Annotated in this window: 16 protein-coding genes and 3 pseudogenes; 15 read left to right on the forward strand and 4 right to left on the reverse strand. The window is 72.4% G+C overall.

The features are described 5' to 3' along the window. Positions 1 to 2: 2 nt before the first annotated feature. The gene (locus RI578_RS31655; RefSeq protein ID WP_310874251.1) at positions 3 to 590 is read right to left on the reverse strand and encodes a pyridoxamine 5'-phosphate oxidase family protein; all 588 of its coding nucleotides are present in this window, start codon (positions 588 to 590) and stop codon (positions 3 to 5) included. Positions 591 to 881: 291 nt separating this feature from the next. Between RI578_RS31655 and argH the strand changes: the two genes are divergently transcribed. The 4 genes and pseudogenes from argH to RI578_RS31675 all read left to right on the forward strand — a co-directional run bounded on the left by argH (position 882) and on the right by RI578_RS31675 (position 5566). Beyond that, positions 882 to 2309: an argininosuccinate lyase gene (argH, locus tag RI578_RS31660; protein ID WP_310874252.1), complete on the forward strand. Its 1428-nt coding sequence runs from the start codon at positions 882 to 884 to the stop codon at positions 2307 to 2309. A 112-nt stretch (positions 2310 to 2421) separates the two neighbouring features. Then, positions 2422 to 3396 (forward strand): annotated as a pseudogene (locus RI578_RS31665) (aldo/keto reductase). A gap of 88 nt (positions 3397 to 3484) precedes the next feature. Next, positions 3485 to 4030 carry a helix-turn-helix domain-containing protein gene (locus RI578_RS31670; RefSeq protein ID WP_310874253.1) on the forward strand — a complete coding sequence of 182 codons (546 nt, stop codon included), beginning with the start codon at positions 3485 to 3487 and terminating at the stop codon, positions 4028 to 4030. Positions 4031 to 4033: 3 nt separating this feature from the next. Beyond that, positions 4034 to 5566 (forward strand): MFS transporter, encoded by a 1533-nt coding sequence (locus RI578_RS31675; RefSeq protein ID WP_310874254.1) that lies wholly within the window; start codon positions 4034 to 4036, stop codon positions 5564 to 5566. A gap of 829 nt (positions 5567 to 6395) precedes the next feature. Here RI578_RS31675 and RI578_RS31680 read toward each other — a convergent pair. After that, positions 6396 to 7140: pseudogene (locus tag RI578_RS31680) on the reverse strand (lysophospholipid acyltransferase family protein). A 125-nt stretch (positions 7141 to 7265) separates the two neighbouring features. Here RI578_RS31680 and RI578_RS31685 point away from each other — a divergent pair. The 4 genes from RI578_RS31685 to RI578_RS31700 all read left to right on the forward strand — a co-directional run bounded on the left by RI578_RS31685 (position 7266) and on the right by RI578_RS31700 (position 9978). Further along, complete coding sequence (locus RI578_RS31685; RefSeq protein ID WP_310874255.1) at positions 7266 to 7493, forward strand: hypothetical protein; 228 nt, start codon at positions 7266 to 7268, stop codon at positions 7491 to 7493. A gap of 179 nt (positions 7494 to 7672) precedes the next feature. After that, on the forward strand, positions 7673 to 8854 hold the full coding sequence (locus tag RI578_RS31690; RefSeq protein WP_310874256.1) for a glycerophosphodiester phosphodiesterase: 1182 nt from the start codon (positions 7673 to 7675) through the stop codon (positions 8852 to 8854). 74 nt (positions 8855 to 8928) lie between these two features. Beyond that, complete coding sequence (locus tag RI578_RS31695) at positions 8929 to 9423, forward strand: sigma-70 family RNA polymerase sigma factor (RefSeq protein ID WP_310874257.1); 495 nt, start codon at positions 8929 to 8931, stop codon at positions 9421 to 9423. Positions 9424 to 9480: 57 nt separating this feature from the next. Continuing rightward, on the forward strand, positions 9481 to 9978 hold the full coding sequence (locus tag RI578_RS31700) for a GNAT family N-acetyltransferase (protein WP_310874258.1): 498 nt from the start codon (positions 9481 to 9483) through the stop codon (positions 9976 to 9978). Between the two features lie 31 nt (positions 9979 to 10009). On the opposite strand, the gene RI578_RS31705 is transcribed toward RI578_RS31700, so the two are convergent. Both RI578_RS31705 and RI578_RS31710 read right to left on the reverse strand, forming a co-directional pair. Next, on the reverse strand, positions 10010 to 10447 hold the full coding sequence (locus tag RI578_RS31705) for a hypothetical protein (protein WP_310874259.1): 438 nt from the start codon (positions 10445 to 10447) through the stop codon (positions 10010 to 10012). Further along, a complete protein-coding gene (locus tag RI578_RS31710) occupies positions 10428 to 10787 on the reverse strand; it encodes a hypothetical protein (RefSeq protein ID WP_210961514.1) in 360 nt (119 codons plus the stop codon). Before RI578_RS31710 ends, RI578_RS31705 begins: the two co-directional genes overlap by 20 nt. A gap of 12 nt (positions 10788 to 10799) precedes the next feature. Between RI578_RS31710 and RI578_RS31715 the strand changes: the two are divergent. The 7 genes and pseudogenes from RI578_RS31715 to cobT all read left to right on the forward strand — a co-directional run bounded on the left by RI578_RS31715 (position 10800) and on the right by cobT (position 20836). Continuing rightward, positions 10800 to 11445, forward strand: a pseudogene (locus tag RI578_RS31715) (HAD family hydrolase). Between the two features lie 424 nt (positions 11446 to 11869). Continuing rightward, positions 11870 to 12916 carry an ATP-binding cassette domain-containing protein gene (locus RI578_RS31720; RefSeq protein ID WP_310874260.1) on the forward strand — a complete coding sequence of 349 codons (1047 nt, stop codon included), beginning with the start codon at positions 11870 to 11872 and terminating at the stop codon, positions 12914 to 12916. Continuing rightward, positions 12913 to 13650 (forward strand): methionine ABC transporter permease, encoded by a 738-nt coding sequence (locus RI578_RS31725; RefSeq protein WP_310874261.1) that lies wholly within the window; start codon positions 12913 to 12915, stop codon positions 13648 to 13650. The genes RI578_RS31720 and RI578_RS31725 overlap by 4 nt, the downstream gene beginning before the upstream one ends. Before the next feature lie 78 nt (positions 13651 to 13728). Beyond that, entirely contained in the window at positions 13729 to 14556 is an 828-nt protein-coding gene (locus RI578_RS31730) for a MetQ/NlpA family ABC transporter substrate-binding protein (RefSeq protein WP_310874262.1), read from the forward strand. A gap of 146 nt (positions 14557 to 14702) precedes the next feature. Continuing rightward, positions 14703 to 15341 carry a GNAT family N-acetyltransferase gene (locus tag RI578_RS31735; RefSeq protein ID WP_310874263.1) on the forward strand — a complete coding sequence of 213 codons (639 nt, stop codon included), beginning with the start codon at positions 14703 to 14705 and terminating at the stop codon, positions 15339 to 15341. Between the two features lie 119 nt (positions 15342 to 15460). Continuing rightward, positions 15461 to 16681 carry a precorrin-6y C5,15-methyltransferase (decarboxylating) subunit CbiE gene (cbiE, locus tag RI578_RS31740; protein ID WP_310874264.1) on the forward strand — a complete coding sequence of 407 codons (1221 nt, stop codon included), beginning with the start codon at positions 15461 to 15463 and terminating at the stop codon, positions 16679 to 16681. 348 nt (positions 16682 to 17029) lie between these two features. Then, the gene (gene cobT / locus RI578_RS31745; RefSeq protein WP_310874265.1) at positions 17030 to 20836 is read left to right on the forward strand and encodes a nicotinate-nucleotide--dimethylbenzimidazole phosphoribosyltransferase; all 3807 of its coding nucleotides are present in this window, start codon (positions 17030 to 17032) and stop codon (positions 20834 to 20836) included. Positions 20837 to 20840 lie beyond the last annotated feature (4 nt).

Consider the following 20840-nt stretch of genomic DNA (forward strand, 5'->3'; position numbering starts at 1 on the left):
GGTCAGACGGTAGATGGAGGCAGCGGCAGCGGCAGCCCGGGGAGGCCGTCCATGCTCGTCGCGATGTGCTCCTTCTTGGTGAAGTACGCGCTGAGCGACGCGTCGTCCTCGCGGGCGAACCGCTTGCCGTGCAGATCGCGGTCCTCCTCGTACGCCATGAAGGGGACGGCGTAGCCGCAGGTGTCACGGACGAGGTCGGCGTGCACGACGATGATCGCGCGCAGTCCGTGCTCGGTGGTGTCGATGTCCGGGAAGTGGGCGAGCAGCTCCGGGAAGCGGGGGTCGTCGCGGAAGACCGGCTCGCCGCGGCCGTGCACCCGGACGATGTTCGGCGGCCCCTGGAAGGCGCACCACATCAGCGTGATCCGCCCGTTCTCGCGCAGGTGGGCGATGGTCTCGGCGTTGGAGCCGGCGAAGTCGAGGTAGGCCACGGTGAGTTCGTCGAGCACCGCGAAACTGCCCGTGAGGCCCTTGGGGGACAGGTTGACCGTGCCGTCGCCGGCCAGGGGAGCGGTGGCGGTGAAAAAGAGGGGCTGTGCCTCGATGAAGGTGCGGAGTCTGCCGTCTATGCGCTCATAAGTCTTTCCCATGACTAACGATTATGGGTCCCCGTCGTGCGCCTGTCCGAGGAATTTCCCCTGGTCCCGTCATACGGACGCGTTCTCCGCACACTTCCGGCGCGCCCGTGGCCGCCCCGGCCGGCGTTTCGCGGGGCGGCCACTGCGCCTGTGCGCGGTCGGGGATACGGGAAAGCTGGTCCTCGTGTTCAGCCGGGCCCCGCCAGATTGACGAATCATGCGGACCTCTGCATAATCATGCATGCCACCGGAGGTAACCGTGCGGAGGCGGTGGCACCACAACGGCCCAGAGGAGCGACCCAAGTGAGCAGCAACAACGGTGATGTCCGGCTCTGGGGCGGCCGTTTCGCCGACGGTCCCGCCGAGGCGCTGGCGAAGCTGTCCGCGTCCGTCCACTTCGACTGGCGGCTCGCGCCCTACGACATCGCCGGTTCGCGCGCCCACGCGCGCGTGCTGCACGCGGCGGGCCTGCTCACCGAGGACGAGCTGACCCGCATGACCGCCGGACTCGACCGGCTCGAGGCGGACGTCGCCGACGGCTCCTTCGTCGGCACCATCGCCGACGAGGACGTGCACACCGCCCTGGAGCGCGGCCTGCTGGAGCGGCTCGGCCCCGACCTCGGCGGCAAGCTGCGCGCCGGCCGGTCCCGCAACGACCAGGTGGCGACCCTCTTCCGCATGTACCTGCGCGACCACGCCCGGACCGTCGGCGGTCTGATCGCCGACCTCCAGGACGCGCTGGTGGGCCTCGCCGAGGCCCACCCCGACGTGGCGATGCCCGGCCGCACCCACCTCCAGCACGCCCAGCCGGTGCTCTTCGCCCACCACGTCCTCGCCCACGTCCAGGCGCTGTCCCGGGACGCGGAGCGGCTGCGCCAGTGGGACGAGCGCACTGCGGTGTCGCCGTACGGCTCGGGCGCCCTGGCCGGTTCCTCGCTCGGCCTGGACCCGGAGGCGGTCGCGAAGGACCTCGGCTTCGAGCACGGCAGCGCCGGCAACTCCATCGACGGGACGGCCTCCCGCGACTTCGTCGCCGAGTTCGCCTTCATCACCGCGATGATCGGCGTGAACGTCTCCCGGATCGCCGAGGAGATCATCATCTGGAACACGAAGGAGTTCTCCTTCGTGACCCTGCACGACGCCTTCTCCACCGGCTCGTCGATCATGCCGCAGAAGAAGAACCCGGACATCGCCGAGCTGGCCCGCGGCAAGTCCGGCCGTCTGATCGGCAACCTCACCGGCCTGATGGCCACCCTCAAGGCCCTCCCGCTCGCGTACAACCGCGACCTCCAGGAGGACAAGGAGCCCGTCTTCGACTCCATCGACCAGCTGGAGGTCCTGCTCCCCGCCTTCACCGGCATGATGGCCACCCTCACCGTGCACCGCGAGCGCATGGAGGAGCTGGCCCCGGCCGGGTTCTCGCTCGCCACCGACATCGCCGAGTGGCTGGTCAAGCAGGGCGTGCCGTTCCGCGTCGCGCACGAGGTGGCCGGGGAGTGCGTGAAGGTTGCCGAGGCCGAGGGCAAGGAGCTGGACGAGCTGACCGACGAGCAGTTCGCGAAGATCTCCGCCCACCTGACCCCCGAGGTGCGCACCGTCCTCAACGTCCCCGGCGCGCTCGCCTCCCGCAGCGGCCGCGGCGGTACGGCACCCAGCGCGGTCGCCGTCCAGCTCGCCGAGGTCAAGGCGGACGTGGCCGGCCAGCACGCGTGGGCGAACGCCAAGAAGTAGCAGCCGGTGTGCCCGAGGGGCATCGCGGTTACGTTGGTCAACAGCTCAGCAGCAGCAGCTCAGCAGCTCAGCAGCTTCCACAGCTTCAGCAGCCGACCGAACGGAGCCCGCGATGCCCTTCGCCCGCCTGGCCGCGGCCACGACCCCCACCTGCCACATCGGCCTGGGTCTCGCCGCCGTCGGCCGCCCCGGCTACATCAACCTCGGCCGCGACCGGGACCTGCCGGCCGACCGCAGCGTCGAGGCGATGCGCGAGCGCACCCACGACGTCCTCGACGCCGCCTACGCGCAGGGGGTCCGGTACTTCGACGCGGCCCGCTCCTACGGGCGCTCGGAGGAGTTCCTCGCCGACTGGCTCCGGGAGCGTCCCGACGTGGACGACGTGGTCGTCGGCAGCAAGTGGGGTTACACCTACACGGCCGACTGGTCGGCCGAGGCCGAGCGGCACGAGGTCAAGGACCACGGCGTGGCGACGTACGAGCGCCAGCGCGCCGAGACCGACGCCCTGCTCGGCGACCGGCTCGACCTCTACCAGATCCATTCGCTGACCCCCGACAGTCCGGCCCTCACCGACAAGGAACTGCACGCGAAGCTGGCCGAGGCCGCCGCGCGGGGGAGTCACCATCGGCTTCTCCACCAGCGGTCCCGCCCAGGCCGACGCGATCCGTGCCGCGCTCGCCGTGACCGTCGACGGCGCACCCCTCTTCCGTACCGTCCAGTCGACGTACAACGTGCTGGACACCTCCGCCGGGCCCGCGCTGGCCGAGGCGCACGAGGCCGGGCTCACCGTGATCGTCAAGGAGGGCATGGCCAACGGCCGCCTCGCGGAGCCGCAGGCGCCGGGGGCCCTGAAGGCCGTGGCGGAGGAGACCCCGCCCTGGGCTGCGACGCGGTCGCCCTCGCGCTGATCCTGCGGCAGCCCTGGGCCGGCGTCGTCCTCTCCGGCGCCGCGACCGTGAACCAGCTCGGCTCCAACCTGCACGCCGCCGCCGTCGACCTCGACGACGACCAGGTGGCGCGCCTCGGCGCGCTCGTCGAGGACCCGTACGCCTACTGGGAGCGGCGCGGCCAGCTGCCCTGGCACTGACCGTCCCCGCAGGGCCGTCTCGGTCGTGAGGTGAGTCACGCATGCCCCGTGTGAGACAAAGTTGTCTCACGTGGGTTATCGTTGTCTCATGGCTGTTGACCGTGACCAGGTACTGCGCAGTGCCGCCGCCCTGCTGACCCGCAGAGCCACCGCGACCATGGACGAGGTCGCCAGGGCGGCCGGGCTGAGCCGGGCCACGCTGCACCGGCACTTCGCCGGGCGCGACGCCCTGGTCCGGGCGCTGGAGTCCCTCGGCATCGCCGAGTGCGAGGCCGCCCTGGACGCGGCCCGCCTCGACGACGGGCTTGCGGCCGACGCGGTGCGCCGGCTCGTGCGCGAGATCGAGCCCGCCGCCGGCCTGCTCGCCTTCCTCTACACCGAGAACCAGCTGTTCGAGGGCGAGGAGCAGAACGAGGGCTGGGCCCGCATCGACGCCCGGATGGCCGCGGTGTTCCGCCGCGGTCAGGAGAACGGCGAGTTCCGCATCGACCTCACCCCCGCCTGGCTCACCGAGGCCCTCTACGGGCTGCTGGGCGCCTGCGCCTGGGCCGTGACCGAGGGCCGTGTGGCCCGCAACGACTTCACCCACATGATCGTCGAGCTGCTGCTCGGCGGCGCACTTCGGAGAGAGTGAACCATGACCCGCACCCTGCAGTCGGCGCAGTCGAACGAGGCGGTGAAGCGCCCCGGCCGCTGGCTCGCGCTGTCCGTCCTCGTGCTGGCCGTGCTGCTGGTGGCCGTCGACGCGACCGTTCTCGGTCTCGCCACCCCCTACATCAGTGAGGATCTCGCGCCCTCCGGCACCCAGCTGCTCTGGATCGGCGACGTCTACTCCTTCGTCATCGCCGGCCTGCTGGTCTCCATGGGCAGCCTCGGCGACCGCATCGGCCGCAAGCGCATCCTGCTCATCGGCGCCACGGCGTTCGGCGCGATCTCGGTCCTCAACGCCTACGCGTCCACGCCCGAGCTGATGATCGTCGCCCGGGCCCTGCTCGGCGTCGCGGGCGCCACCCTGATGCCCGCCACCCTCGCCCTGATCCGCAACCTCTTCCACGACCCGCGCGAACGCAGCCTCGCCGTGGGCATATGGGGCGCCGCGGCCTCGGCCGGTGCGGCGGTCGGCCCGGTCGTCGGCGGTTTCCTGCTGGAGCACTTCTGGTGGGGCTCGGTCTTCCTCATCAACCTGCCCGTGATGGCCGTCCTGGTCGTCGTCGGCATCAAGCTGCTGCCCGAGTCCCGCAACCCGAACCCGGGCCCCTGGGACCTGCTCAGCGTCGCCCTCTCGCTGGTCGGCATGGTCGGCGTCGTGTACGCCGTCAAGGAGGCCGCCGCGCACGGGTTCGCGTGGGCCACGCTCGCCGCGGGGCTGCTCGGCGCCGCCGCGCTCTACGGCTTCGTCCGCCGCCAGCTGACCATGCCGGTCCCGCTGCTCGACATGCGGCTGTTCCGCAACCGCGGCTTCAGCGGTGCGGTCCTGGCCGACCTGCTGACCATCCTGGGCCTGTCGGGGCTGGTGTTCTTCCTCTCCCAGTACCTGCAACTCGTGCAGGGCAGGCGGCCGTTCGAGGCGGGCCTGGCCGAACTGCCCGCCGCCATCGGCGCGGTGGTGGCCGGCCTGATCGCCGGCCGTGCGGCCCGGCGCTTCTCGGTCCGTGCCGTGGTCTCCGGTGGTCTCGCCGCCGTGGGTCTCGCGCTGGCCGCGCTGACCGTCGTCGGCCAGAACACCGGCTACCCGCTGCTCGGCGCGATCCTGCTTGTCGTGGGCGTAGGCGCGGGCTTCTCGTTCACCGTCACCGCCGACGTGATCCTGTCCAGCGTGCCGGGCGAACAGGCGGGAGCCGCCTCCGCGGTCTCCGAGACGGCGTACGAACTAGGCGCCGCCCTCGGCATCGCCGTGCTCGGCTCCATCGTGACCGGCGTCTACCGCGACTTCACCGGCCCGGAGGGTACGCCGACCGCGGCACACGAGTCGCTGGGCGGCGCGGTGGAGGCCGCCTCGGACCTCCCCGCGCACACGGCCGAGGCCCTGCTGAACGCCGCCCGCCAGGCCTTCGTCGACGGCCTGACCCTCGCGGCGGGCGTAGGCGCGGCAGTCCTCCTGGCCGCCGCCGTGGCGTCCTGGTTCCTGCTGCGTGGTCAGCGCCTTGAGGACGGGGCGGAACACCCGTAGGGAGCGGGCCGACTCAGCCGTGCCGGCTGACTCAGCCGAGTGGGCCGTGCCGGCCGAGCGGACCGTGCCGGCCGAGCGGGCCGAGCGGACCGACCCGGATGAGCTGCCCGACCCGCCCGAGCCGGATGAGCCGCCGATCCACCCGATCCGCCCGAGCCGGATGTGCCGACCGATCCACCCGATCCACCCGAGCCGGATGTGCCGCCCGAGCCGCCCGACCCGGATGTGCCGCCCGATCCGCCCGAGCCGGATCAGCCCCCCGATCCCCCGACGCGGATGAGCCGCCCGAGTCGGCCGAGGAGGCCGGGGCGGGCCTCCGGTCGGCCGGGCCGGGTGCGCGGGAAACCCCCGCCGGGAAAGTCGGCTACCCGCCGCCCCCGCCACCCGGCCGGTCTCCAGCAGCCGTCGGCACCCGCCGGGACAGGCCCCGGAAGGTGGCCCGCACCTCGGCTGTCGGGCGCCGTCCCCGCAGCACGACGCCGTTGCGCCGGTGCCGACGGCCATGGACTGGGCGGGCCGGAACCCGCGGACCGGCCGAACACGGCGCCCCCGCAGGCGACGCGGCGCCCGGTCCACGCGACACGTCGCCCGCGCCCGCGACACGTCGCCCAGGCAGGCGCCACGGTGCCCGCGCAGGCGAACACGGCGCCCAGCCGGGCTACGCGGAGCACCGGTCCACGCGCCCCGGCACCTCGACGGCAGCCCCTCCGTCGCCGGCCCTCCCGACGGCGGCCCCTCCGTCGCCGGGACGCCGCCAGGCAATCACAACGCACGGACGGCGGGCCGCTCATCGAGCGGTCCGCCGTCCGTTTCCGTACGCTTCGCGGCCCTACGCCGCCTTCGCCTTGCTCGCGTACATGTCCACGTACTCCTGGCCGGACAGCCGCATGACCTCGGTCATCACGGAGTCGGTCACGGCCCGCAGGACGTAGCGGTCGCGGTCCATGCCCTCGTAGCGGGAGAACTCCATCGCCTCGCCGAAGCGCACCGTGACCTTGCCCGGCCGGGGCAGGCCCGCGCCCCCCGGCTGGAGCTTGTCGGTGCCGATCACGGCGAACGGGACGACGGGGGCGCCGGTCATCAGGGTGAGCCGGGCGATGCCGGTGCGGCCGCGGTAGAGGCGGCCGTCGGGGGAGCGGGTGCCCTCCGGGTAGATGGCGAAGACCTTGCCCTCGTCCAGCACGCGGCGGCCGGTCATCAGTGCCGCGACCCCGCCCCGGCCGCCGTCCCGGTCGACCGGGATCATGCCGACGCCGGTGAAGAACCAGGCCATCAGCCGTCCCTTGAGGCCCTTGCCGGTGACGTACTCGTCCTTGCCGATGAAGAAGACCTGCCGGTCGCACTTCAGGGGCATGATCACCGAGTCGATGAAGGTGAGATGGTTGCCGGCCAGGATCACCGGACCGTCGCCCGGGATGTTCTCCACGCCCTCCACCTGTGGGCGGAACATCAGGCGCATGATCGGGCCGAGCACTGCCTTGATGAGCGCGAAGCGGGACAACGGGTCCTCCGGTGTCGGGGATGCGGTATGAGTCTGTGCAGGTGAGGACATTACTCGCGGCCGAGGGTGTCACGCACGTCGGGTCATCCGGGCGTTACCCAGTGTTGACGTGCGTTCACCTGCGGTGCAGGGTGTTGCGCGGCCGTAACGCCCACGCGAGGATGTGAGGCAGGTCGCGCCCACAGGGGAGGGAACCGCGTGCCGATCCTCGCCGCACTCGCCGTGCTCTGTGTCGTCATGGCCGCTGCCGTCACCGTCCTGGTCCGCCGGGACCGGCGTCGTTGGTCCGGGGGTTCGGACACCGCCCGGATCGAAGCACGGGCGACGAATGGACTGCGCGAGGCGCGCCGCTGGAGCCGTGCCGCCGACCCTTTCTCCGTGGCCACGGGGCTCGTCCGGCACCGCCACGACGAACGCGGCCACTGACCGCGTACCCCGCCCCGCCGCCCCGAAGCCGACGGCACGTCAGACATCCCGCCCCACCGGCCTCTCCGCGCCCATACGACATCCCCACGCACCCGCGTGTTCCGGCCACGGTCTCCCGCTCGTCATGTACGCGCCCCTACGATCGGCCCGCACTGACGGTCAACGGCAGGAGGGCCCTGATGGGAACGCAGGAGTCGGACGAGCAGGCGGGCGGCACCGGACGGCGGGCGCTCCTCGGAGCGGCGGTGCTCGGGGGCGGAGCCGTACTCGGCCTGTCCGGCACGGCGAGAGCCGCCGACGCCCGGCACGGCGGCGGACACGGCGGTCGCGGCGGCGGGGTGAAGAGCCTGCCCGTCCCGACGGTCATCGGACACCGCGGCGCCAGCGGCTACCGGCCCGAACACACCTTCGGCGCCTACGAACTGGCCCTCGACATGGGCGCCGACATCGTCGAGGCCGGTGACCTGGTCCCCACCAGGGACGGTCACCTCGTCTGCCGGCACGAGCCGGAGATCGGCGGCACCACGGACGTCGCCGACCACCCCGAGTTCGCCGACCGCAAGCGCACCAAGTCGCTCGACGGAGTCCAGGTCACCGGCTGGTTCACCGAGGACTTCACGCTCGCCGAGCTCAAGACGCTCCGCGCCACCGAGCGCATCCCGGCCAACCGCCCGCACAACACCCTCTACGACGGCCGCTGGGAGATCCCCACCTTCGAAGAGGTGCTGCGCTGGCAGAACGAGCAGACCCGCAAGCGCGGCAAGCAGGTCTGGATCTACCCCGAGCTCAAGCACCCCACCTACTTCCGCAAGCTGGGCCTCGGTACCGAGGAGCGCCTCGCGCGGCTGCTGCGCAAGTACGGCAAGGACCGGAAGAACTCGCCCGTCATCATCCAGTCCTTCGAGCCCACCAGCATCCAGCGGATGAACAAGCTCGTCGGCAACCCCCTCGCCGTGCTCCTGTCCGGCGCGAACAGCCGCCCCTGGGACTTCGTCGAGACCGGCGACCCGCGCACCACGGCCGACCTCATCACGCCGAAGGGCCTGAAGGAGATCGCCTCCTACGCGCAGGGCATCGGCCCCACCCTGGACCTGATCATCCCGAAGGACTCCGCCGGCCGACTCACCGAACCGACCACGCTGGTGCGCGACGCGCACCGCGCGGGCCTGATCCTGCACCCGTACACGATGCGCAACGAGAACCCCTTCCTCCCCGCGGACTTCCGCAAGGGCAGCGACCCGGACGCCTACGGCGACGTCTTCGGCGCGTTCCGGACCTACTTCGCCACCGGCATCGACGGCGTCTTCACCGACCACCCGGACACGGGCCTGCTGGCCCGCGAGGACTTCGTCAACAACTGAGCGACCGCCCCCGGTTGGGGTGACCTTCGGCCGTCCGGGCAACCTGCCGCCCGGGCGGCCGCGTCGCCCCGCATATGACGCACGACCTGGTGACCGCCCTGCGCCCCCTGCTCACCGCCGAGGCATCGGCCGAGGCATATGCGTCGGGGGCCGAGCCCGGCGACCTCGAACAGGCCGTCTGGCTGCGCCTTCTGGAACGCCTGGAGGTCGACGGCCCGCCCCGCGACCCGCATCGCTGGCTGCGCAGCGCCGTCCGCATCGAGGCCCGCCGCACCCGCCGTACGACCCGCGACGAGCGGCCCTACGAGACCGAACCCGCCGGCGCGGCCGAGCACGAGCCCGAGCAGCTCGCGCTCACCGCGGCCAGGCACCGCGCCCTGCGCGACGCCGTGCGCCGGCTGCCCGGCCGCTGCCCCCGGCTGATGGAGGCCCTGCTGTCGCCGAAGGACCTCACATACCGGGAGATCGCGGGGGAGTTGGGTATCTCACAAGGCAGTCTTGGCCCGGAACGTTCCCGATGTCTGGGATGTCTGCGCCGATTGCTAGCGCCGGAGGTTGCGGCCCGCTGAGGACGGGGATAGGAGTGGGGGACCACAGGTGATCAGGTGAGCGGGAGGCATGCACACATGGGCATGAGTGTGACCATCTCGGCGGCGACCGAGCAGGATGCCGAGCAGATCTTCCGGCTGCAGTACCTCTGCTTCCAGAGCGAGGCGGCGCTGTACGGCAACTACCGCATCGACCCGCTCGTCCAGACCCTCGACTCCGTGCGCCAGGAGGTCGCCGACGACTGCGTCTTCGTGGCGCGGCTCGGCGACGAGGTCGTCGGCTCGGTGCACGGCCGGGTCACCGACGACGGGGCGGCGTCCATCGGCAAGCTGTGCGTCCATCCCCGGCTCCAGGGCCACGGCATCGGCGCCCGCCTGCTGCGCGCCGCCGAGTCCGCCCTCGCCGAGGAGCGCGGCGCCAAGCGCTTCCGCCTGCACACCGGTCACCGCAGCGAGAACAACCTGCGGCTGTACCGGCGGGTCGGCTACGAGACGGTGGGGACCGCGCAGGGCGCGGACGGCGTGCCCATGATCGTCCTGGAGAAGCCGGCCGAGGCGTACGTGACCACGGCCTGAAGGCGCCGAAGCCGTCCGGGTCCGGTCGCCGCTACGCGGTGCGGGCCCGGCGCAGCCAGTACACGGCCGAAAGCGGCAGCAGGACGGGGATGAAGAGGTACCCCATCCCGTAGTCCGACCACACGGTCGCGTCGGCGAAGGCGGACGGCTCCACCAGCGTCCAGGTGCCGACGGTCAGGACGCCCACGAGCTCGGCGGCGCAGCACACCAGCGCCGCCTTGCGGGCCGTCTCGCCGCCGCGCACCAGGGTGTACGTGATGAAGCCGTAGACGACGCCCGCGACGGCCGACAGCGTGTAGGGCAGCGGCGCCCGGTCGAACTCGGTCGCGATCTGGTACGCGGACCGGGACACGGCGCCGACTACCATCACCCCGTACAGCCACACCAGCAGGATCCCGGGACCGCTGATCAACCGCTTCCGGTCCGCCTTCGCCTGCGCGGCCACCATCTCAGCCTCCCCAGATGTCATACAGCCGCACCTCGAGGACGGCGAGGACGACACCGCCGGCGGCGACCGTCACCGAACCCCAGCGGGTGCGCTCGGCCAGCGACATGAACCCCGCCGCCGGGACACACGCGAAGGCGCCCAGCAGATACGCCACGAAGATCGTCGTGCCCTGGCCGGGCTCCTCGCCGCGCGCCAGCTGCACGATCCCGACCACGAGCTGGACCAGCGCCAGCACCGAGACCACGGCCATGCCGATGAAGTGCCAGTCCTTCGTCGGCTGGTCACGGTAGGCCGCCCAGCCGCACCAGGCGGCGAGCAGCAGCGCGGCGACGCCGGTCACCAGCGTCAGGACGTCAAGCATGGCAGCGACCCTATTACGGCCCAAAAGGCCCGCCGCCCCCGGCCCCGTCCGGCGGGGACCGGTCGAGCCGTCGCCCAAGCCCTCCTGTTCGACAACGACGGAACCCTCGTCTCCTCCCTCGAGTCCGTGCGCCGCCGCTGGACGCGGTGGGCCGGTGAGTACGGGATCACGGCGCAGGAGTTCGCGCGGGTCGAGCTGCACGGGCGGCCGACCGCGGAGACAGCCGCCGACCTGCTGCCCGCGGGCCGGGTGCCGGAGGCCGTCGCGCGGATCGGGCAGCTCGAGGTCGAGGACGTACCGGGCGGGGGCGTGCACCTGCTGCCCGGCACCCGGGAGTTCCTCGACGCCCTCCTCCGCTTGCAGCTCGACGCACCAGCCCCCGCTCACCTGCGCTGATGAGGCGCCGTCGCTTTCCCGCGACCTGATCCGCCGGACAGGCCCATGCGCCCGCGCCCTCGGCGTCGACCCGGCCGCCCGCGTGGTCTTCGAGGACGTACCCGTCGGACTCCAGGCCGGCCGTGCCACCGGCATGACCACCGTGGCGTTGGCCACAACCCACCGCGCCGACGAACTCGACGCCGTCCTGGTGGTCACCGACCTGTCGGCCTTGTCGGCACTGGTCACCGAGGCGGGAGTCGAGATCTCCGTCCGGGGCTGATCGGCGCCCCCGCGACCGGCCACCGTCCACCGCTGTCCAACATCCGGACAGCGGTGTCCGGTCAGGACCATGGGTCTGCTTTACTGATCGCATGAGCACGACGAGCGACCGCACCCCTGCGACCGAGGCGACGATGACGCCCGGTGCTCGTTGTATGTGTCGAATGTGCGCCTTCTAGAGGGCCCCCGCACCACCTGAGCCTCGCGCCCCGAAGCGAGCGCCGGCTCGTACCCGCCACCGCGCCCCGCGCACGCGGCCGAGCCACGCCCCGCGCACACGTTTCTCCCCGGTTTCCCACGCCACCGCGCATCGCCACCGCGAGAACCGTGCCGCGTTCCGAAGGACCCCCCAAGCCCCCGAAGAACAACGCCCCGTGCCCGGCGCACACCACCGCGCCGCGCACTCGACAGTGACGGAAACCCACGTGATCACCACATCGGGCCTCACGAAGGTCTATCGCTCACGCGGCCGCGAGGTCACCGCCCTGGACGGCGTCGACCTGCACGTCCGCGAGGGCGAGGTGTACGGCGTCATCGGCCAGTCCGGTGCCGGCAAGTCCTCGCTCATCCGCTGCGTCAACCTCCTGGAGCGCCCCACCGCCGGCACGGTCACCGTCGCCGGCCAGGACCTCACCGCGCTCGCCGGCCGCGGCCCCCGCGCCGGCAAGGAACTGCGGCAGGCGCGCAGCCGTATCGGCATGGTCTTCCAGCACTTCAACCTGCTCTCCTCCCGGACCGTGCAGGACAACGTCGAACTGCCGCTGGAGATCCTCGGCAAGTCCGGGAAGGAACGTTCCCGCAAGGCGCTGGAGCTGCTCGACCTCGTCGGTCTCGCCGACAAGGCGGGCGCCTACCCGGCCCAGCTCTCCGGCGGCCAGAAGCAGCGCGTCGGCATCGCCCGCGCCCTGGCCGGCGACCCCAAGGTCCTGCTCTCCGACGAGGCCACCAGCGCCCTCGACCCGGAGACCACCCGCTCCATCCTCCAGCTGCTGCGCGACCTGAACCGGCAGCTCGGCCTGACGGTCCTGCTCATCACCCACGAGATGGACGTCGTCAAGAGCGTCTGCGACTCGGCAGCCCTCATGGACAGGGGCCGCGTCGTCGAGTCCGGCACGGTCGGCGAGCTGCTCGCCACCCCCGGCTCCGAGCTGGCCGCCGCCCTCTTCCCGGTCGGCGGCGACGCGTCCGGCGCCGACCGCACCGTCCTCGACGTCACCTTCCACGGCGAGGCCGCCACGCAGCCCGTCATCTCCCAGCTGTCCCGCACCTACAACATCGACATATCGATCCTCGGTGCCGCCATCGACACCATCGGCGGCCTCCAGGTCGGCCGGATGCGGATCGAACTGCCCGGCCGCTACGAGGACAACGTGGTGCCCGTCGGCTTCCTGCGCGAACAGGGCCTGCAGATCGACGTGGTGAGCGAGACGGACCAGGAGCCGTCCCTGCTGGTGAAGGAAGGTGCCAAGTGACCTGGTCCGAGATGCAGCCACTGCTGGAGCAGGCGTCCTGGGAGACCCTGATCATGGTCGGCTGGTCCACCCTGATCGCCGTGGTGGCCGGACTCCCGCTCGGCGTGCTCCTCGTCCTCACCGACAAGGGCGGCCTGCTGCAGAACGTCCTGGTCAACAAGGTCATCGGCCAGATCGTGAACATCGGCCGCTCGATGCCGTTCATCATCCTCATGGTCGCGCTGATGAGCTTCACCCGCTGGGTCACCGGCACGACCATCGGCAGCGAGGCCGCGATCGTGCCGCTCGCCATCGGCGGCATCCCCTTTTTCGCGCGGCTCGTCGAGACGGCCGTGCGCGAAGTCGACGGAGGGCTCGTCGAGGCCGTCCAGTCGATGGGCGGCAACAGCTGGACCATCGTCCGCAAGGTCCTGGTCCCCGAAGCGCTTCCGTCGCTGATCGCCAGCACCACCACCACGATCATCGCCCTCATCGGCTACTCGGCCATGGCCGGCACCGTCGGCGGCGGAGGTCTCGGTGACCTCGCCGTCCGCTACGGCTACCAGCGCTTCGAGACCGGGCTGATGTGGATCACCGTCGCGATCCTCGCCGTCGTCATCTCGCTCATCCAGTTCGCCGGCGACTACGCCGCCCGCACCCTGCACCGCCGCGGCGGACGCGGGGGCGCCGGGCCCAGGCTGCGGCTGCTCAGGGCCGAGGAGCCCGCGGCAGCCGACGTGAGCAAGGTCGCGTAACCGGCCGCTCCACTTCTTCACCGGACTCCCCGTCACCCGTGACGGGGTCGCACCACCTCATCAGGAAAGGCACTTTTCGTGCGTAACACCGCCAAGATCACCACCGCTGTCCTCGCCACCGGGGCGCTCACCCTCGGACTCTCCGCCTGCGGCTCGGACAAGGACTCCGCCTCCGACACCTCCGGCCCGCTGATCGTCGCCGCGAGCCCCACCCCGCACGCCGAGATCCTGAACTACGTCAAGGACAACTTGGCGAAGGACGCGGGCCTCGACCTCGAGGTCAAGGAGTTCACCGACTACGTCACGCCGAACACGGCGACGGAGGACGGCTCGGTGGGGGCCAACTACTTCCAGACCCAGCCGTACCTCGACGACTTCAACAAGAAGAACGGCACTCACATCGTGTCCGTCGTCGACGTGCACCTGGAGCCCCTCGGCCTCTACTCCCACAAGGTCGACAAGGCGGACGGCCTGAAGAGCGGCGCGACCGTCGCCGTCCCGAACGACACCGTCAACGAGGGCCGCGCCCTGCAGCTGCTCGCGGCCAACGGGCTCATCACGCTCAAGGACGGCGTCGGCACCTCGGCGACCCCCTCGGACATCACCGAGAACCCGAAGAACCTCAAGTTCAAGGAGCTGGAGGCGGCCCAGACCCCCCGCTCCCTGGACGACGTGGACGCGGCCGTCGTCAACGGGAACTACGCCATCGAGGCCGACCTGAAGCCGGCCAAGGACTCCCTCCTGCTGGAGAGCGCCAAGGGCAACCCGAACAGCAACCTCCTCGCCGTCAAGGAGGGCCAGGAGGACGACCCGCGCGTGAAGAAGCTCGCGAAGCTCCTCAACTCGCCCGAGGTGAAGAAGTTCATCGAGGACAAGTACGCCGGCGCCGTCCTGCCCTCCTTCTGATCGCACCGCCGGTCCCGCACGGGGTCCGCCGCGCACGGGGTCCGCTCCGCACCGGGGCGGACCCCGTGGTGTGGTTGAGTGCTTTCATGCTGCATGCTGGGCAGTTCGAGTAGGCCCTGACGGTCACACAGGTTACGGAGCGGCGCATGACGAGCACCTTCCCCAACATCTCCATCAGCACGGAGCGGTTGGTGCTGCGCCCCCTCGACGAGGACGACGTCCCGGCCCTCGCGGCCATGATGAACGACGAGCAGGTCGCCGCCTGGACCCACGTCCCCCAGCCCTTCACCGAGCAGGCCGCGGGCACCTGGATCGGCGACCACGCCCCCGCCGAGCGCACATCCGGCCGGGGACTCGACCTCGCGGTCACCGAGTTCCTCACCCAGCGCCTGGTCGGCGTCATCCAGCTGGCCAGGACCAACTGGCACGTACGGTCCACCGAGCTGTCGTACATCGTCGCCCCCTGGGCCCGGGGCGAGGGCTACGCCTCCGAGGCGGCCCTCGCCACCGCCCAATGGCTCTTCGGCGACCAGAAGTTCGAACGCATCGAGCTGCGCACCGCCGCCGACAACACCGCCTCCCAGCAGGTCGCCCAGAAGATCGGCTGCATCAGCGAGGGCGTCCTGCGCAACGCCTGCATAGCCCGCGTCCGCACCGACGACGGTGTCTGGACGGAGGTCCGCACCGACTTCATCGTGTGGAGCCTGCTGCCGGAGGACCTTGAAGGCGCGGCCGGGCCACTGACCGACAACGACGGTTTCACCACCTTCACCGACTGGAACTGATCCACGGGGGCTCCGAGAGCGCCACCGCCCCGCCCCCAGGCCGCACCAGGTACCCTCACGGGGCGCGCCGGCCAACGGTTCCGCGACCACGACCTGCGAAACCCTGGAGACTGACGACGATGGCCGACCGGGTCACGGTGATCGGATGGGACGGTTCGCCGCTGACCGCCGCGGCACGTTCCGCACTGGGCGCCGCCACGCTGGTGGCCGGTGCCGCCCACCACCTGGCACTTCCCGAGGTACCGCCCGCCGCCGAACGCATCCGCCTCGGCAGCGTCGCCCTCGCCGCCCGCCGCATCGCCGCCCACCGCGGAACGGCGGTCGTACTCGCCGACGGCGACCCCGGCTTCTTCGGCGTCGTACGCACTCTGCGCGCACCCGAGTTCGGCCTGGAGGTCGAAGTCGTCCCGGCCGTCTCCTCCGTGGCCGCCGCCTTCGCGCGCGCCGGTATGCCCTGGGACGACGCCCATGTGGTCGTCGCCCACCCCCGCACCCTGCGGCGCGCGGTGAACGTATGCCGGGCCCACACCAAGGTCGCGGTCCTCACCTCCCCGGGCGCCGGCCCCGCCGAACTCGGCCTGCTGATGGAGGGCATCCACCGCACCTTCGTCATCTGCGAGGAACTCGGCACCGCGCGCGAACGGGTCACCGTCGTCACCTCCGACAAGGCCGCCGACCACACCTGGCGCGACCCGAACGTCGTCATCGTCGCCGGCGGAAGCGTCGGCCCCGGCACCGCGACCGACGGCACGGGCTGGGTCGCCGGCCGCGACCCCGCCGCCGGCCCGCGCGGCTGGGCCCTGCCCGCCGAGGCGTACGCCGGCGAACTCGGCGAGGGCGAGACCGACCTGCTTCGCGTGTCCCAACTCGCCCGGCTCGGCCCGCGCCTCGGCGACCTGGTGTGGGACATCGGCTGCGGCAGCGGCGCCTTCGCCACCGAGGCCGCCCGCGCGGGCGCCGCGGTCATCGCGGTCGACCGCGACCCGGACGCCTGCGCCCGCACCGAGGCCGGCGCCCGGCACTTCGGTGCCCAGCTCCAGATCGTGCACGGCACCGCTCCGCACGTCCTGGAGAACCTCCCCGAGCCCGACGTGGTCCGGGTCGGCGGCGGCGGAGCGGCCGTGGTCTCCGCGGTCGCCGACCGGCGGCCGCAGCGCATCGTCGCGCACGCCGCGACCCGCGACGCGGCCGAACTCGTCGGCAGGGACCTGACGGAGCACGGCTACCGGGTCGAGTGCGCCCTGCTGCAGTCCGTCGGACTCGACACCCGGGCCTGGACAGAGACCGAGCGGAGCGTCGTGTTCCTGCTCAGCGGGGTCCTCCCGGACCGCGCCCCGTGATCGGCTTGTCATACCGCGCGGGGTAGGCTGGCGGATTGTTGTACCGCACTCGGGCACCCGGCGCTTCGTCGGTCAATGTCCGTAAAAACCCGCCCGATCCGGGCTGGGTGTGGTACGGCAGAACCGGAGGACGCGCAACGTGGCGCAGTCCACAGCGGGCCGTCGCGGATCAAGCTGTCGTGGCGGGGGAACGACCGCGACAATGCCACTCAATGGCTTTGTCGTCTTTTCCGGCGGGTCGTTCGTGCCGCTGGGCACGCACGCTCGTTCTTCACTACGGGGCGGTCGGTGCGCCGTCCCGGGTGTAGCTGGTCGTAGAAGCACTAACCGATGGGCGAGGGGTTACGCATGACCGACACCGGCCAGATCCCGGGCGAGGGGCTGCCGGAGAACGCAGGCATGGTGGAGCAGCCCGGCGTCCCCGCACCCGGCGCGTACACCTACCTCTCCGAGACCACCGCCGAGGACGAGGACCTGTTGTTGCTGCCGGGAGCCCAGAGCGCCTGGGGCAACGAGGTCGCGCCGCCCGCGCCGGAGCCGGTCGTCGAGACCGTGCACCAGCCGGGCCCGCACGAGATGTCCGGCCGCGACAGCGGCTCGGTCGACCTCGGCGGCGTCCGCCTGCCGGAGCCGGAGGCGGCACCCGAGCCCGCGTCCGCGCCGGTGCCACCGCGCAGGCCGCTGCACCTCGGCCCGCCGATCCCCGACACCTCCGCGAGTCCGGTCCGTTCCCTCGCCGACCGCGGCCCGGCCGACGCGCCGGTACGGCACGCGGGCCCGCCGACCGCCGGTCCCGAGTACCTCGACGTCCAGCAGGCGGCCGCGATGCCACCGCAGGGGGCGGCGCCCTGGGGAGCGCAGTCCCCGGTGAGCGACGGGGCGGCGCATGCGGAAACGGTTGTTCCGGTCCCGGAACAGGCGCCCGAGCCGGTGGGCGCGGCCCAGGCACTCGTGACTCGCGTGGCTACGGAGGCTGTGGCGGCGACCGGCGGAGCGACCGGAGAGGCTGAGGTCGGCGAGGCCGAGGTCGGCGAGGTCGGTGGGACCGGCGAGGTTGGTGGGGCCGGTGGATCTGATGAGACCGGCGAGGTCGGTGGGGCCGGTGGGTCCGACGAGACCGGTGAAGTCGGCGAGCCCGGTGAGGTCGGCATGTCCGGCGCAGTCGGCGAGGCCGAGATTCCGGCTGTCGCTGCCGCCGCTGACGTCGACGCCGCCGCAGAGGCCCGGACCGAGACCGTGGCCGACGGCGCGGAGGGCGCCGACGGTTCCGTCGGTCCCGTGGGTGCCGACGCGGTGCCGGGTGACGAGGCCACCTCCGATCCCGAGACGCCGAACGCCGCCGGTGAGAGCCTGGCGGCGGCCGCAGTAGTGCCCGAGGCCGCAGCGGAGGAGGCGTCCGCCCCGCAGGCCGAGGTGGAGCAGGCCGCCGAGCCCGACCCGGGACCCGGCCCCGGCCCCGGCCCCGTGGAGGAAGCCGTACCGGCTCCCGAGGCGGTCACTCCGGAGCCCGCGCCCGAGCCTGTCCAGGCCGTCGAGCCCGTTCAGCCCGCTCAAGAGGTCTTCGAGCAGCCGGTGTCGGAGGACCCGCAGTCTGCCGAGGCCACCGAAGCACCCGCGCCCGAGCGAATCCAGCCGGCCGAACCGGCCGAGGCTCCCGAGCCGCAGGAGCCGTCGCTCACCGAGGCCCCCGAGATCCAGGCACCCGACGCGATCACGCCGTCCGACCACGCCGAAGCTGAGCCGTCCCCGGAGGCACCGGTACCGGCAACGGCCGTACAGCCGATGCAGGAACAGGAACAGGCACAGGAACAACAGGCACAGGCGCCGGCACACCCGCAGCCGGACGCGCAGCCCGAGCCCGACGCGCAGCCCGCACCCCAGGACACCGGACCACAGCCGGACGTCCAGCCCGCCGCCGAAGTCCAGCCCGTCCCGGACGAGCCGCAGCCCGCCCAGGGCCCCCAGTCCCTCGTGAACGTCGCCGTACCGCAGGCCGCGGACGTGCCGCACAGCGTGCCCGAACCCGTGGAGTCCGACGCGACACCGACGGGCACCGTCGAGGCAGAGCCCGCCCCCGAGCCCGAGGCTCAGGCCGAGCCCGAGCCCGAGGCTCAGGCCGAGCCCGAGCCCGAGGCTCAGCCCGAGACCGACGCCCAGCCCGTCGGCCAGTTCGTGCCGGTCGACGGCGGCCAGGTGCCCACCACCCCGCACCTCGCCCCGACGCCGCCCGAGTCCGTCCTCCTCCCCCCGGAGGCCCACGCGGACGCCCAGGCGCCGGACCCCGTCGCCCCGGTCCCCGCCCCGCGCGAGGCCGACCCCGAGGTCGCCCAAAGCGCCGACGACCTGGACACGCGCGCCGCCGACCAGGAAGAACCGCACGACGCGTACCCGGCCGCCGTGGCGGAAGTACGGCAGTCCGCCGGCCCGGCGGCACCCGCCTACGACGACGTCGAACGCGAGGCCGTCCTGAAGGTCATGCGCGAACGCCGTGACATCCGCAACGGCTTCCGCAGCGACCCCATCCCGCACGAGGTGCTGCTCCGCGTCCTGGAGGCCGCCCACACCGCGCCCTCCGTCGGCCACTCGCAGCCCTGGGACTTCGTCGTCATCCGCTCCGCCGACACCCGCCGCGCCATGCACGAACTGGCGATGCGTCAGCGCGAGGCGTACGCGAAGTCCCTTCCCAAGGGCCGGGCCAAGCAGTTCAAGGAACTGAAGATCGAGGCCATCCTCGACACCCCGGTCAACATCGTCGTCACCGCCGACGGGACGCGCGGCGGCCGGCACACCCTGGGCCGGCACACCCAGCCGCAGATGGCGCCGTACTCCTCCGCGCTCGCGGTCGAGAACCTCTGGCTCGCCGCCCGCGCCGAGGGCCTCGGCGTCGGCTGGGTCAGCTTCTTCGACGAGCGCGAGATGGTCCGCGCCCTCGGCCTGCCCGAACACCTGGACGTCGTCGCCTACCTGTGCGTCGGGTACGTCGACGAGTTCCCGGACGAGCCCGAGCTGATGCAGGCCGGCTGGTCCAAGCGCCGCCCGCTGTCCTGGGTCGTGCACGAGGAGACGTACGGCCGACGCGCCCTGCCCGGAGAGGACCCCCACGACCTGCTTGCCGAGACCGTCGCACAGATCCGCCCGCTCGACGCCAAGGCGCTCGGCGAGGCATGGGAGCGGCAGAAGCGCATGACCAAGCCGGCCGGCGCGCTCGGCATGCTGGAGATCATCTCCGCCCAGCTCTCCGGCCTGTCCCGGCAGTGCCCGCCGCCCATCCCGGAGCCCGCGGCCGTCGCGGTCTTCGCCGGCGACCACGGGGTGCACGCCCAGGGCGTCACCCCCTGGCCGCAGGAGGTCACCGCACAGATGGTGGCCAACTTCCTGGGCGGGGGAGCGGTCTGCAACGCCTTCGCCACCCAGGTCGGCGCCGAGGTGTGCGTCGTGGACGTCGGTGTCGCCACCGACCTGCCCGCCACGCCCGGCCTGCTGCCCCGCAAGGTCCGCGCGGGCACGTCCGACATGACCACCGGCCCCGCGATGAGCCGCGAGGAGGCCAAGCAGGCCATCGAGGTCGGCATCGAGACCGCCCGCGACCTGGTGGCGGCCGGCAACAAGGCGCTGCTCACCGGCGAGATGGGCATCGCGAACACCACCGCGTCCGCCGCGCTCATCTCCGTCTTCACCGGCGCGGACCCGGCCGACGTCACCGGCCGGGGCACCGGCATCAACGACGAGACGCTCGCCCGCAAGACCGAGGTCGTGCGCCGCGCGCTGGACGTCCACCAGCCCGACCCGGCCGACCCCATCGGCGTCCTCGCGGCGGTCGGCGGCTTCGAGCACGCGGCCATGGTCGGCCTGCTGCTCGGCGGCGCCTCCCTGCGCACCCCGGTGATCCTGGACGGCGTCAGCGCCGGCGCCGCCGCCCTGGTGGCACGGGCCATCGCCCCCGAGGTCCTCGCGGCCTGCATCGCAGGCCACCGCAGCGCCGAGCCCGGCCACGTCGCCGCGCTCAACAAGCTGGGCCTGCGCCCGCTGGTCGACCTGGACCTCCGCCTCGGCGAGGGCACGGGCGCGTTGCTCGCCCTGCCGATGGTGCAGAGCACCGCGCGGGCGATGCACGAGGTCGCGACGTTCGACTCGGCGGGCGTCACCGAGAAGTAGCCCC

This window comes from Streptomyces sp. BB1-1-1 (assembly GCF_031597775.1).
GTDB lineage: Bacteria > Actinomycetota > Actinomycetes > Streptomycetales > Streptomycetaceae > Streptomyces > Streptomyces thinghirensis.